Source organism: Sphingobacterium thalpophilum, assembly GCF_901482695.1.
Lineage (GTDB): Bacteria > Bacteroidota > Bacteroidia > Sphingobacteriales > Sphingobacteriaceae > Sphingobacterium > Sphingobacterium thalpophilum.
The window spans coordinates 5,724,727-5,738,189 of record NZ_LR590484.1 but is presented as its reverse complement, the minus strand read 5'-3'; the positions used below and the strand labels follow the sequence as shown (position 1 = coordinate 5,738,189).

General features: G+C 43.4%; 14 protein-coding genes. 9 read left to right on the top strand and 5 right to left on the bottom strand.

The features are described from left to right. Positions 1-34 precede the first annotated feature (34 nt). The 5 genes from obgE to eno all read left to right on the top strand — a co-directional run bounded on the left by obgE (position 35) and on the right by eno (position 4,852). A complete protein-coding gene (obgE, locus tag FGL37_RS24415) occupies positions 35-1,033 on the top strand; it encodes a GTPase ObgE (protein ID WP_028068555.1) in 999 nt (332 codons plus the stop codon). A gap of 316 nt (positions 1,034-1,349) precedes the next feature. Further along, on the top strand, positions 1,350-1,706 hold the full coding sequence (locus tag FGL37_RS24410) for a TM2 domain-containing protein (RefSeq protein ID WP_028068554.1): 357 nt from the start codon (positions 1,350-1,352) through the stop codon (positions 1,704-1,706). Next, positions 1,707-1,997, top strand: a complete 291-nt coding sequence (locus FGL37_RS24405) for a DUF2752 domain-containing protein (protein WP_037532168.1) — start codon at positions 1,707-1,709, stop codon at positions 1,995-1,997. 248 nt (positions 1,998-2,245) lie between these two features. Beyond that, entirely contained in the window at positions 2,246-3,346 is a 1,101-nt protein-coding gene (carA, locus tag FGL37_RS24400) for a glutamine-hydrolyzing carbamoyl-phosphate synthase small subunit (protein ID WP_028068553.1), read from the top strand. Between the two features lie 210 nt (positions 3,347-3,556). Then, positions 3,557-4,852, top strand: a complete 1,296-nt coding sequence (gene eno, locus FGL37_RS24395) for a phosphopyruvate hydratase (RefSeq protein ID WP_028068552.1) — start codon at positions 3,557-3,559, stop codon at positions 4,850-4,852. A 121-nt stretch (positions 4,853-4,973) separates the two neighbouring features. On the opposite strand, the gene FGL37_RS24390 is transcribed toward eno, so the two are convergent. The 3 genes from FGL37_RS24390 to FGL37_RS24380 are packed head-to-tail and all read right to left on the bottom strand — an operon-like array spanning position 4,974 to position 7,695. After that, positions 4,974-5,858, bottom strand: a complete 885-nt coding sequence (locus FGL37_RS24390; protein ID WP_028068551.1) for a DUF72 domain-containing protein — start codon at positions 5,856-5,858, stop codon at positions 4,974-4,976. Position 5,859: 1 nt separating this feature from the next. Beyond that, positions 5,860-7,050, bottom strand: a complete 1,191-nt coding sequence (locus FGL37_RS24385; RefSeq protein WP_037532165.1) for an MFS transporter — start codon at positions 7,048-7,050, stop codon at positions 5,860-5,862. A gap of 3 nt (positions 7,051-7,053) precedes the next feature. Next, the gene (locus tag FGL37_RS24380; protein ID WP_028068549.1) at positions 7,054-7,695 is read right to left on the bottom strand and encodes a YceH family protein; all 642 of its coding nucleotides are present in this window, start codon (positions 7,693-7,695) and stop codon (positions 7,054-7,056) included. A gap of 242 nt (positions 7,696-7,937) precedes the next feature. Between FGL37_RS24380 and FGL37_RS24375 the strand changes: the two genes are divergently transcribed. Genes FGL37_RS24375 through FGL37_RS24365 form a run of 3 tightly spaced genes read left to right on the top strand, consistent with a single transcriptional unit; the run spans position 7,938 to position 10,997 of the window. After that, positions 7,938-8,843, top strand: a complete 906-nt coding sequence (locus FGL37_RS24375) for a histone deacetylase family protein (RefSeq protein WP_028068548.1) — start codon at positions 7,938-7,940, stop codon at positions 8,841-8,843. A 9-nt stretch (positions 8,844-8,852) separates the two neighbouring features. Beyond that, positions 8,853-9,911 (top strand): nucleoid-associated protein, encoded by a 1,059-nt coding sequence (locus FGL37_RS24370; protein WP_028068547.1) that lies wholly within the window; start codon positions 8,853-8,855, stop codon positions 9,909-9,911. Positions 9,912-9,917: 6 nt separating this feature from the next. Further along, the gene (locus FGL37_RS24365; RefSeq protein WP_028068546.1) at positions 9,918-10,997 is read left to right on the top strand and encodes a DUF3810 domain-containing protein; all 1,080 of its coding nucleotides are present in this window, start codon (positions 9,918-9,920) and stop codon (positions 10,995-10,997) included. Between the two features lie 50 nt (positions 10,998-11,047). Here the strand turns inward: FGL37_RS24365 and FGL37_RS24360 are convergent, their stop codons facing one another. Beyond that, positions 11,048-11,692 (bottom strand): hypothetical protein, encoded by a 645-nt coding sequence (locus FGL37_RS24360; RefSeq protein ID WP_028068545.1) that lies wholly within the window; start codon positions 11,690-11,692, stop codon positions 11,048-11,050. Between the two features lie 56 nt (positions 11,693-11,748). Next, positions 11,749-12,864, bottom strand: a complete 1,116-nt coding sequence (gene lpxB, locus FGL37_RS24355) for a lipid-A-disaccharide synthase (RefSeq protein WP_028068544.1) — start codon at positions 12,862-12,864, stop codon at positions 11,749-11,751. Positions 12,865-13,079: 215 nt separating this feature from the next. On the opposite strand from lpxB, the gene FGL37_RS24350 reads away from it, so the two are divergent. Next, complete coding sequence (locus FGL37_RS24350; protein WP_028068543.1) at positions 13,080-13,385, top strand: FtsB family cell division protein; 306 nt, start codon at positions 13,080-13,082, stop codon at positions 13,383-13,385. The last annotated feature ends 78 nt before the right edge of the window (positions 13,386-13,463 follow it).

The window sequence follows — 13,463 nt, the reverse complement described above, 5'->3', positions numbered from 1 at the left end:
TGGAAATCATATTTTTTAGACTGTAGATAGTGTAATGGCGCAAGGATCGAATTTCGTTGATTATGTGAAAGTGTGTTGTCGTTCGGGACATGGTGGGGCAGGTTCGGCTCATTTGCATCGTGACAAGCACACAGCTAAAGGTGGTCCAGATGGCGGTGACGGCGGTCGTGGCGGACATATTATCCTAAAAGGGACCAGTAATCTTTGGACCTTGCTTCACCTCAAATATCGTAAGCACATCATTGCATCCAATGGTGAGTCGGGAGGAAGTGCACTACGCACTGGCGCCACAGGGCAGGATGAGATTCTGGAAGTTCCTTTGGGTACCATTGCCAAAGATGCGGAAACAGGCGAGGTGTTATTTGATATCACCGAGGATGGCGAGACCAAAATTCTGGTGCCGGGTGGAAAAGGAGGACTGGGCAACTGGCATTTTAAATCGGCCACACAGCAAACTCCACGTTTTGCACAGCCCGGACTTCCGGGAAAAGAACAGTGGATTATCCTGGAGCTTAAGGTGCTCGCAGATGTCGGACTGGTGGGCTTCCCCAATGCAGGCAAATCTACCTTATTGTCTGTTGTATCGGCAGCCAAACCCGAAATTGCAAATTATCCTTTCACTACTTTAGTTCCCAATCTTGGTATGGTGAGTTATCGTGATAACCGTTCTTTTGTAATGGCGGATATCCCCGGAATCATCGAAGGGGCTTCGGAAGGCAGGGGACTGGGTTACCGATTTTTACGGCATATCGAACGGAACTCTGTATTGCTGTTTATGGTTCCGGCAGACACCGATCGTACCATAGCCGAAGAATATGATATTTTGCTCAACGAGCTGACAGCCTATAATTCTCAGCTGGCAGATAAACCCAAGTTATTGGCTATCACCAAGTCCGATATGCTCGACGATGAGCTGGAAAAAGAGATGGAGCAACAGTTGCCCAATGGCATACCGCACATCTTTATCTCTTCTGTGGCAGGCAAAAATATCCTACCGCTGAAAGATATGATCTGGAAGGCCATCAACTCCTGAAGTAAATCTAGACTGACTCCAAAACAGAACGTTGTGATTTGAGAAATAGCGCTGATAGCGATGAAAATATCGACGCTTCTTCTAGGGTACAAAGCAGACAGTTTCAGAAAAAAGGGATTTAACTATACGATCTAAGACGCTCTAAGTAGAGCGTCTTTTTGTTTGTTGCCAACTTTGTAGTGCTCACAGTGATGTGCCGGTTGTGACAACGTCACAGGGAAAGCCGTACGATCTTAAAATACCGTCTATGATATCGGAATATTGATTTCTTTTTTGTAATTTCATTCGCAAACTAAGAACTAATCAAATCTAAAAAATGAAAGCAGCAGACGAAAAATACTGTGTCGAATGTGGTCAGGCTATCAATGTCAGGGCCGAGGTGTGCCCCTTATGTGGTGTTAGACAGCCTGTTTTTTATGCCAATCAGCCTTTCCAGCAAAGGAGCAACGATCTCCAGGATGACCGCTGGTTGCCATCATTACTGTTTTGTTTTTTTCTGGGTGCATTTGGTGCGCATCGTTTCTATTTGGGGCAGATAGGCACAGCGATCCTACAACTGGTGACATTGGGTGGTTGTGGAATCTGGTACATTGTCGATTTGATTATGATCATTGTTGGTAAATACAGAGATCGCGATGGGCAGTATATCAAAAGTCCGCTAAATAACAATTAAATGATTGGTCAACTCCTAAAATATTTACGTCAGCATTGGATTTATGGCGGTTTGGCGGCATATTTTGTGGTTTCGGTTGTGCTTCATATGTCCTTTGACATCCATATCCTTATTCCTTGTATCTGGAAGATGCTGAGTGGCTACAGCTGCCCAGGATGTGGTCTGACAACAGCTTTTATTGCAATGATTCAGCTAAAGTGGGCACAGGCATGGGCAGCGAATCCCCTGATATTTCTGTTGGTGCCAGCAACAATCTTGTTGGTCGTGAGAGATTTTAAGCGATATACATAAGGAGAGGGAGATCTGTTTTAAAATTTTTAAAAAATGTTTTCACTTTTAAGGGATATGTCGTAACTTTGTCTCCCGTGAAAATTAAAGTAGAGTCTTTATTGGTAGGTGCCTTAGGAAACGGTTTGTCAATCGTGATAAGGTATTGTTAATTGATATGTTAGCCCATTTGAGGGCTTTTTTTATATCCCATGAGGACGCTTTAAGATTCAGGACAGAAGAGATACACATTTTATAATATTACATCGATAATGACCAACTACAGCAAATTGCCTGCAATTTTAGTTTTAGAAGATGGTACAGTTTATCACGGTAAAGCCGCTGGTAAAATAGGTACGACTACCGGAGAAATCTGTTTTAATACAGGGACCACCGGTTATCAGGAGATATTTACGGATCCATCTTACTTTGGACAGATCATGGTAACGACCAATGCGCATATTGGTAACTATGGTATTGATGAGGAGGATACCGAATCGACTCAAATCCAGATTGCCGGATTAGTCTGCAAAAACTACAATATCAATTATAGCCGAAAAATGGCCGATGAGTCTATTCAGAGCTACTTTGAAGAGGAAAATTTAGTCGGTATTTCTGATGTGGATACACGTTCACTTGTGCGGCACATCCGCGATAAGGGAGCGATGAATGCGATCATCTCCTCTGAAACACTTGATGTCGAAGAGTTAAAAAATCAACTGGCAAAAGTTCCGTCAATGGACGGCTTGGAACTGTCGTCAAAAGTCACTACTCCGGAGCCTTATTTTTTCGGAAACGAGAATGCTTCTTTGCGGGTAGCTGTATTGGACCTTGGGATTAAGAAAAATATTTTACGCAATTTTGAAGCGCGCGATGTGTATACGAAGGTATTTCCTGCGAAAACCACATTCGAAGAAATGGAAAAGTGGAATCCTGATGGTTATTTTATCTCCAACGGCCCTGGTGACCCTGCGCCGATGGACTATGCTGTCGAAACTGTAAAATCGATTCTGAAAGCGAATAAACCTATGTTCGGGATCTGTCTTGGGCATCAGATTTTAGCTTTGGCCAATGGCATCCGTACCAGCAAGTTGTACAATGGACACCGTGGTATCAATCATCCGGTTAAGAATATAATCGCCAACCGTTGCGAGATCACTTCGCAAAATCATGGTTTCGGTGTGGTGGCAGAAGATATTCAGAAGTCGGAAAATGTGGAGGTCACTCATATCAACCTGAACGATCAGTCGATCGAAGGGATTCGGATCAAAGGACAAAAAGCATTTTCGGTGCAGTACCACCCCGAGTCCTCTCCGGGTCCACATGATTCACGCTATCTGTTTGATGATTTCGTTGCAATGATCAAAAATTAATACAACATACGATATCCAAACCCTCCTTTTAACGGAGGGTTTTTTTGTGTTTTCCGGGTAAACAAATTATTCAAATTTGTCATATTTTATTCATATTAAATAGCGGAATAAATACATTTTTTGTTATATTTGGTTGTGAAATATGACTGTAGATAAGAGTGTGTCTTATTTACACTAAGTAAAGCAAATAAATTATAGTCTAATAAAAAGATGAGTTTAATTATCGATGTTCATGCGCGCCAGATTTTGGATTCGCGCGGTAACCCTACAATCGAAGTAGACGTTACTACACAAAATGGTTTTGTTGGTCGTGCAGCTGTTCCTTCAGGTGCTTCAACAGGTGTTCACGAAGCAGTTGAATTGCGCGATGGCGACAAATCAAAATACTTAGGTAAAGGTGTTTTGAAAGCTGTTGAAAATGTAAATACCAAAATAGCGAAAGCTTTGGAAGGCGTGGATGTTTTCGAGCAAAACGCCATCGATAAAATCATGATTGATTTAGACGGCAGTGAAAATAAAGGAAATTTGGGTGCAAATGCTATTCTAGGTGTATCATTGGCTGTTGCTAAGGCAGCTGCACAAGAATCCCGTCAGCCTTTATACCGTTATATCGGCGGAGTTAACGCCAATACCTTGCCTATCCCAATGATGAATATCATTAATGGCGGTTCGCATTCGGATGCGCCGATTGCATTTCAGGAGTTTATGATCATGCCTGTTGGAGCTCCTTCTTTCTCTGAAGCGTTGCGCTGGGGAACTGAAGTATTTCACAACTTGAAAAAGATCCTGCACGATAGAGGTCTTTCGACTGCTGTGGGTGACGAAGGTGGTTTTGCCCCAACTTTTGAAGGTACTGAAGATGCGATTGAAACGGTATTGAAAGCGATCGAGATTGCAGGTTACAGACCAGGTCAAGATGTTTGTTTAGCATTAGACTGCGCTTCTTCTGAATTTTACAAAGACGGAAAATACGATTACACGAAATTTGAAGGCGATAAAGGCGCTGTACGTTCCAGTGAAGAGCAAGCAAGCTATCTGGCTGAACTAACAGCTAAATATCCTATTATCTCCATCGAAGATGGTATGGCAGAAGATGACTGGGCTGGCTGGAAAACGTTGACCGACAAAATCGGTGACCGTGTACAGTTGGTAGGTGATGATCTTTTCGTTACAAATACCAAACGTCTGCAGCAAGGTATTGATACGGACACTGCTAATTCCATCTTGGTTAAAGTAAATCAGATTGGTTCATTGACAGAAACCATCAATGCTGTGACTTTAGCGCAAAACTCAGGTTATACATCAGTTATGTCCCACCGTTCAGGTGAGACCGAAGATTCTACCATTGCTGACCTTGCGGTAGCACTTAATTGTGGCCAGATCAAAACGGGTTCAGCATCTCGTTCGGACCGTATGGCGAAATACAATCAGTTACTGCGTATCGAAGAAGAATTGGGTGGTAATGCCCGTTTCATCGGCAAGGACTTTAAATACGCCAAAAAATAGGCTCGGGTCTATATAAAATATAAAAAGGGCGAATCAACTGATTCGCCTTTTTTATGGACGATTTCGCTCCTTAAACCCGTGCTCGCGCCTGCAGCGCGGCATGGACGTTAAGCGATATCGGTTAAAACAAGGTGTCCGCCGCCTTATTGGGGTATTTCAGGTCGAGTCCGAAACTGTCGTTAAGCTTCTTGATGAAGTGCACGGCAAGTAGTGGCGATTCAATTTCTATGTTCTGATGAATGAAGAAATACAATTTTTGTAGGCCGTTTTCACGCCATAGTTTAACTACCTCTATCCATTGGTCAAGACGCTCGTAATCGGAAGAGTGATTGGCCCCGACATAGCGAACAAATGCGATGGGAGTCGTCAGACGCATGTGGAGCATATCCCTTCGTCCGGCCGTATCCACCAGGACATTGGTCACACCGGTCTCCTCTAATAAGGTATATAGCTCCTTGGCCACTTCGGGCTTGGAAAACCATTCTTTATTGCGGACTTCCAGCGCCAAGGGTACGTTTTTGGGCCAATCGTGTAGAAATAACTGAAGACGTGCCATATCTTTTGGCCCATAGTTGTCGTGCATCTGTAAAAACACCATGCCAAGCTTCTCCTCAAATCGCACGACCGAATCTGTAAATACTTTTACTTTGTCAGCCGTATTCAGCAACCTACTAAAATGGCTGATGGACTGGGGGACTTTTGGAAAGAACTTAAAGTCTGCTGGTGTCTTCTTTTTCCAGATTTCGACTTGTTCCAGCGTCGGAGAATTGTAGAACGTAGCATTCAGTTCGATGCTGTTAAATTGGTTTGCATAATAGACCAGTTCGTCCTTTGTACCCCTTGGATAGAAGCCCTTTAAATCCTGTTTGTTCCATTTTGCACAGCCTACATAAACTTCAAAAGCCGTGTCGTTCTTAAAATGCTGAAGCAATTTTAAGGTGTCTGCTGAAGTGGGTGGTAAGGTGAAATCCACTTCTTCGGGATGATCTACTTGGCCAAATTTCATATCAGTTTTTTCTTAATTTATGATCAAATATTACATGTGCAAGTAATGCCAGTAAGGTATAGCTGCTGCCAACGGCAACCACTCCCGGCCATTGAAAGTGCTGCCATGCCTGAGCAGCGAAAAAGGTGCCCGTTGAGCCCCCGATAAAGTAGCTCACCATATAGACCGTATTCAGACGGTTGTTTGCACCTAGATTGAGAGCGTAAAAATCACTTTGATTCAGTATGTGCATGGACTGTAAGCCTAGGTCAATCAGGATAACACCCATAATCAGTCCTGCGTAATAATGGCCAAACAATCCAAACAGCAACCAGCTCAGCAGCATCATTAATATCGCGTAAAAGATGATTTTGGCTTTGCTGATATAACCCGTTATTCGATTGACAAAAGCCGCTGCCAACGCCCCGCAGGCACCGACAAGACCAAATGCACCGGCAGTGGCTGGCCCATCATAGAACGGAGGCCCCTCAATATGGAAGACCAGCGTGGTAAAGAAGGCCGAAAATGCACCGAAGCCCATTGCGCCCCGAAAAGCGGCCAGCTGGAGGACGGGCTGGGTGCGGGCAAACCTCCAAACGGAAAGCATCAGTTGCTTGTAAGTACCGCTGAAGTTTGGCAATACCTCCGGAAGCCTTGCCGCGATTGCTACGGCCGTGAGTATCATTAGAAGCGTGGCAATCCAGTACATTTCACGCCAGCCGAAATACGAACCGATAAATCCGCTGATGACCCTCGACAGCAAAATCCCGAGCAATAAGCCGGACATCACCATACCAATGGCAGACGCCTGTTTGTCCTTACGCGCAAGTTCTGCGGCCATAGGAACAAATACTTGCGGTATAACCGAGGTGAAGCCGATCAGAAAGCTAAAAAGCAGTACGGAGACAATCGAGGTAGACAACGCCATGCCGGCGAGAGAGAGAATGATGAACATGAAATCGATCAGAATCATTTTCTTTCTTTTGAACATATCGCCTAGTGGCACAATGAGCAGTAAACCGCAGGCGTATCCAATCTGGGTCAGCATGGCCGAATTGCTCACCGTGGCTTCATCTATAGACAGATCTTTGGCGATGAGTGCCAGTAGAGGCTGATTGTAATAATTATTAGCGACAACCAGGCCGGTGGCGATGGTCATTAACCATAAGGTTGATCTCGATAGTCCTGCCTTGGAAGTTTGGTTAGCAATCATGTATTAATGTAATTCATCCCATAATTCCTGAAACTTTTGTTTTAGCTCCGCTACTTCCTGCTCCAGTTGCCCAATACGTTCCAGCAAAGCTTGATCAGCAACAGTCGGCGGTAATGGGCCAGCGTTTTCGAAAGCTTCAATATTAACTTCACCCAATAGGTGAATATAACGGACTTCCTTGTGTCCTGCTTGTTTCGGAAGGGCTTTCAGATAACCTTCCGAAGCAAGTTTCTCAAGCTGTTCATTGACTTCGTTTAATGAGTCAAATTCATATAACCTTCCTGAATTTGAGTTGATTTCGCCAGCTGTCATCGGCCCGCGAAGAAGTAATAAACAGATAATTGTTACTTCGGAGGGCACCAGTGGAAACTGGATGGCAAAATTGTGTTTGTATTTCGTCACTCTGGATCCGCCACCGACGACTGTGGAGATTAACCCTCTTTTCTTGAGAATATCCAAGGTGGTGACAATATCTTCTTCGGTAAATTGGACGACAGGTTTACGTGAAGTTTTCTGATTACAAGCCGCCAGTAAGCTATTGACAGTCATTGGATAATACTCAGGGGTTACCTTTGCTTTTTCAATTAACGAGCCAAGTACACGTTGCTCCATTGCAGATAATTGGGGTAAATTCGTCGATTCCATGTATTCTCTTAACAAAAATGTATGATCATGTATAAGTCTATGCAAGATTTTAAGTCGTATCCATACCAGGACGAGCTCTTACCCAAAGATGGCCTTTTTCCAATACAACTCCAAAAGATTGGCGGGATATTATTTGATAATTTGCGCGTAAATCCCTGCCGATGCAGGTCTGACGGATCCCGTCAGCCGGCGTAAGCATTCCTATAGTTTTCTTATCTTCGCATGAAATAAAAATAGTTAACGTGCTCAAGATTGCTTTTCGTTCAGAATTTGTTCACCCAGTTAGGGAGGGGCACCGATTTCCGATGCTGAAATACGAGCTGATCCCCTTGCAGTTGAAATATCAGGGACTGGCCGTTGAAGAGAATTTTTTCAGTCCGGCACTGGCCAGTTTCGAAACCTGCTGCTTGGTACATGATCCTGATTATGTCAGGAGCCTTTTTGATCTGACGCTGGACGCCAAGATGGTGCGCCGCATCGGGTTCCCTTTAAGTCAGAGCCTAATAGATAGAGAGCGTTATATTCTGGACGGAACTATTCAAGCTGCCCGATATGCAATCGAATATGGGGTCGCTTTTTCGGTCGCTGGCGGAACGCACCACGCCGGATATGATTTCGGTGAGGGGTTCTGTTTAATGAACGACCAGGCTACAGCTGCAGGATATCTGCTGCAGCACAAGCTGGCTACGCGTATCCTGATTATCGATCTGGATGTGCATCAGGGGAATGGCACCGCGGATATCTTTGCCGGCCGACAGGAGGTTTACACTTTTTCCATGCATGGGGAGAAAAATTATCCCTTTATTAAGCAAAAGTCACATCTGGATATCGGACTTGCCGAAACTGTTACCGACGTGGAGTATCTCCGGATCCTGGACGACAATCTTACCGCTTTATTCTTGGATTTTGCGCCGGATTTTGTATTTTATCAAGCCGGAGTCGATATCCTCGCCACCGATAAGCTGGGTAGACTGAATTTGAAACCAGAGACCTGTAGCCGTCGGGACGAATTGGTGTTGGGTACGTGCCAACGGTTTGGTATTCCTGTTCAGGTCAGCATGGGAGGAGGGTATTCCCCGCAGATCAAAGACATCGTGGACGCCCACTGTCAGACATTTAACATCGCAATAAACTTGTACAATTTATAAAATAGAAATATGTTTTTTCACCAGGACGCAACGTTTGAAGCTTTATCCATACACAGGGTAGGTAACAAAGCACACGATGAATTTTACATTCTGTCGGATGCTCCCGTATCGCTTGAGGGCGATGAAATATTGCCCGGTCTGCTCATACAGTACTTTATGAGCCCTTTTGCAAAGGTCAATGAGGTATACCGCTTATATCACCCCAATGGCGAGCTGGAACTGAATGAGGTCTTTTATTTTGTTCGTCAGTACTTTAATCAACTGCTTCCGTTTCATGATTTGTCCCAGCAGATTTCCAAACATCTCTATGAAGTCTCCAATCATCCTAAAATTAAAGCCGGAGAGGTATATGTGGTTGCCTTGAAGAATATACAGATAGAAGGTGAAGAACATGATGCAATCGGGATATTTAAGTCCGAAAACAAAGAAACTTACCTGAAGGTATATCCGGAGCAGGGCGCTTTTATGCTTGAGTACGAACAGGAGGCTATCAATATCAATAAGCTGGACAAAGGCTGTATTATCATCAATGCAGAGGAGGAGGAGGGGTACAAGGTTCTTGTGCTTGACCAGACCAACAGACAGCAGGAAGCGGTGTATTGGAAGGACGAGTTCCTGCAGCTACGTGTACGCAACGATAATTTTAACCAGACCGGCAATTACCTGAAAGTCTATAAAAATTTCGTTGAGGAGAAGCTGGACGAAACCTTCGAACTTGAAAAAGCTGACAAAATTGATCTGATGAATAAATCGATGAATTATTTCAAGGAAAAGGAAACCTTTGTTCAGGAGGAATTTGAGGAAGAAGTATTGGGTAATCCACAGGCAATCGCCTTGTTTCAGGATTTTAGGTCTGGTTTTGAAGATGAATTTGAATCGCCTTTTCAGGCTAGCTTCGAAATTGCTGACAAAGCGGTCAAAAAGATGGAAGCCTCCTATAAATCCGTGCTGAAACTGGATAAAAATTTCCATATTTATGTGCACGGAAAACGCGAATATCTCGAAAAAGGATTTGATGAAGAGAAAGGGATGAACTACTACAAGTTATATTTCGAAAATGAAGCTTGATGAGCTATGGCAAAGTGCAATAAAATAGCAGGGATCGTATGTGTATTATTACTAATGCTGATAGGCCTGTTGTCACTGATCCAGCGCGATAGCTCCTGGATCGAGCTCAATTTCGCCCGCTATTTTTACCGGTACTACGGGCATATTCCCAAGTATTTCCTTGGGTATATTCCATTTAGTATGGGGGATCTCCTCTATGCTGCTGTGTTTGTCGTGCTGAGTTACTTCACAGTCCGAATGCTCCGAAATTTATGGTTGAGACAATGGCCGGATGCCGTGCTCGCGTTTTTTTCTGTCGTTAATTTATTGCTGGGCCTATATGCATTCTTTTATCTGTCTTGGGGACTTAACTACTACCGAAGGCCTATCAGCGTAAATGCATCCTTGCAGGTAGACAGTTTAAAGCTGGCAGATTATCTCGTCGTGCTCGATGAATATCTGGATAGCACAAACATGCTTAGACAGCAGGTCAGTCCTGCGAAATGGGAAAATCAGAGGACCAGAATACAAAAGGACCTGACCGAATGGGTCAAAAATGATACAACCTTTGCATCTTTTTTATCGGTCAGCCAAGTGCATGCCAAATCGCCTTTGAATAGTACCCTGGTTTCGTATTTTGGTGTCTCTGGATATTTTAATCCGTTTACGCATGAAGCACAGGTCAATTATGCCATGCCGGTACTATCTTTCCCCTTTACTTTTGTGCATGAACTTGCGCACCAGCAGGGGGTCGGGTTCGAAGATGAAGCAAACTTTATCGCGTTTGTACGGCTGCAGCATCATCCGCAGGCTTTTTACCGTTATTCCGCTTACCTGCAAACAACTTTATATATGCTCCGGGAATTGGGAGCGATGTACCCCGTACTTGCGAAAGAGTATCAGCGGCGATTAAGTGAGCCAGTCCGGGGAGACATCGAAGCGGAACGCCTTTTTTGGATTCATTATACAGGGTGGTTCAACAACCTTATGGGAATCTTTTACAACCAATACCTAACCCATAATAATCAAAAAGAGGGCTTGGCGAGATACGATCGCATGACCAGGCTGGTACTCGCATATGCGCTCAAGGAAAGAGGATGCCGTTGACCGTATAAAAAGAACGCTGCACCAACTTTCCAGTCCTGTGCAGCGTTTTATTAATTATCTGTGTGTGTCGAAATCAGCTCAAAAGAACCCTCATTACCCGCACTGCCAGAGTAGATCTGACCCTGTGGCAATCCTCTCAGTCCTGTCGGAGCTGTTTTGATGCGATCGTAAATATTTCTTAAATCGGTGTTCGCATTGACGGCTCTTCCTCCAGCGACAACATCAGCGTAAATATAATTTGTAGCTTTTTTATCTGTCGTTTGCGGCTTCAGGCTGCCTTCCATTAATGTTATCTTGACTTTTCCGCCATTCCCGTTTGGGAAAGTCTTGGTACCATTGAAAGCATCATCCCCTTTAGCAATAATATATAAAGAGCCCAGTTTCTGGAAATTAGCTTTTATGTCAAAATTACTGCCGTTGTTTTTACCGTCAGAGCCATATAGTGTGGCTTTGTCACCAATTTCTGCATAATCGACGATGAGCTTTACATCTTTCTTTCCGTAAAATGACAACGTCGCCTTATCCTTCATAATCAGTGTGTCGATATGGATGATTGCAGTGGAATCCCTGCTGTCAATATTTTTTTTGGCTTTTTTTCCGATTTCGAGCTTGGAAAAATGCTGTGTTTCCTGTGCTTTACATACAAAAGTAAAGGAGACAAGAAAAAGAAAACCTAAAACAAAGTTCAGTTTCATAACTATGTTCTTATTTGTAACTATTTAATACTTTGACAATTGAGGTGCCAAAGGGTTTAATTATTGACTAAATATTTTACAATTAATTTCGCAGCCCGTTCTGAAGCTCCCGGTGAACCTAGTTTCTCAGCGAGGATATCGTAGTTTTCCATGACACTTGCGCGGTGCGCTTTATTGTTGATCAGTTCTCCTAGCTCATGTGCAATGTCAAAAGCCGTGCAGTCCTCCTGTATAAGTTCTCGGACGGACAAAAAGTTATTGATCAGATTGACCAGAGAGATGAATTTGACTTTAATAACGAGTTTAGCTATACGTACTGAAAGTGCATTTGCTTTATATACCACTACTTGGGGCACTTTCAATATCCCGGTTTCTAGCGTGGCCGTACCACTGGTTACTACTGCGGCCTCAGCGTTGTTGAGAATATCATACGTTTGGTTGAAAACCACAGGAATATCGATTCCTCTTAAAAATTGCTTATAATAAGCTTCCTCGAAATTTGGTGCACCAGCGATTACAAACTGGTGGACGGGAAAGAAGTAAGGCAGCTCGGCCATAATGGGTAGCAGCCTGGAAATCTCCATTTCACGGCTGCCGGGCAATAGGGCAATGATTGGCTTGTCTCCAAAGCCATTCAGTTGCCTAAAAGCAGGATTGAAGCGATAGCTGGCTACGGCATCAAAGAGCGGATTACCAATATAATCCACGTGCATACGCCACTTATTATAGAAATCCACTTCGAAGGGTAATATGCAGAACATGTGATCGACCACCCTCTTGATTTTTTTTACACGGCTTTGGTTCCACGCCCAAACTTTCGGAGAAATATAATAACAGGTCTTGATACCATGTTTTTTCGCAAAGTCCGCAATCTTCAGATTGAAGCCCGGAAAGTCGATCAATATAACCGTGTCAGGCTTTTCCTGCAGCAGATCGTTTTTGACCCTTTTGAGGTTTTTCGCGATTTTGCCAAGATTTTTCAATACTTCAACAAAACCCATAAAAGCCATTTCGGCGGTGTGTATCAATGCTTTTTCGCCGCTTGCTTCCTGCATCAAGTCGCCGCCAACAATGCGAAATGTGGCGTGCGGATCTTCAGCCTTCAACGCTTTGATTAAGTTGGCACCATGAAGGTCACCTGAAGTTTCGCCAGCAATAAGATAGTATTTCATATGTAAGTGGGTTTTTTGTTCAACATCTTCAGGCCCTAACAGTTTATCTGTGTCCCAGCGCACGGACGTTCAGCGGAATGATGTTTTGAACAGTTAAAGATAATATTATCTAATGATATGATGAAATTGATGTCGTTATTCCATATCTTTATTAAAGATGTTTAACTTTGGAAGAAAATATCGTGAGTATAAAAGCTAAATAGTATTTTTGTCCTATGCAACGATTATGGTCTTTAATAAGAAATAAGTATTTGATAGCCACGTTGGCCTTTTTGGTCTGGATGTTGTTCTTTGACCGGAATGATTTTGCCACGCAATACAGCTATCAAAAGCAAAAATCGAATCTAGAAAGTGAGCGATCCTTTTATTTAAAGGAAAACGCAGCTATTATTAAAACCATTAATGATATCCGGTCAAATCCTCAGGAAGTGCAACGTATTGCCCGTGAGAAATACAAAATGAAAAAAGACAATGAGGATATTTACGTGGTTTCGAAAGTGCCAGCTAAGGAAACGCCATGATACTCCTTGTAATCGATTAGCAAAAAATGTACGACGTATAAATAGAAAGACCATCCTCATATCGGGATGGTCTTTTAG